General features: G+C 55.5%; 1 protein-coding gene. It reads left to right on the forward strand.

Going from position 1 to position 274, the window contains the following annotated elements; all coding sequences use genetic code 11:
• Positions 1-274 (forward strand): transposase (locus tag L3N51_RS12425; protein ID WP_238027523.1); only part of this gene is annotated, 274 nt, incomplete at both ends.

Consider the following 274-nt stretch of genomic DNA (forward strand, 5'->3'; position numbering starts at 1 on the left):
TAGAGTGGTGGAGGTGAACCCGCACCTCACATCCAGGTCTTGCCCCAGATGTGGATGGGTTTCCCGAACGGCTGGCAAGACCTTCAGGTGCGGGAGGTGTGGGTTCACCCTCGATAGGCAGTTCAACGCGTCGCTTAACATAATGAGGAGGTTTCTGAACAGATTTAACCTCAGGATGTGGGGGTTTCCTCACCGTGAGGTGAGTGGGGTTATCCCCCTAATGGGAGTGAGAAGGATGAGCGGTTCAATCCGCGACTTCGGTGAACTCCAAGGG

It is taken from the genome of Metallosphaera javensis (ex Hofmann et al. 2022) (genome assembly GCF_022064045.1).
Lineage (GTDB): Archaea > Thermoproteota > Thermoprotei_A > Sulfolobales > Sulfolobaceae > Metallosphaera > Metallosphaera javensis.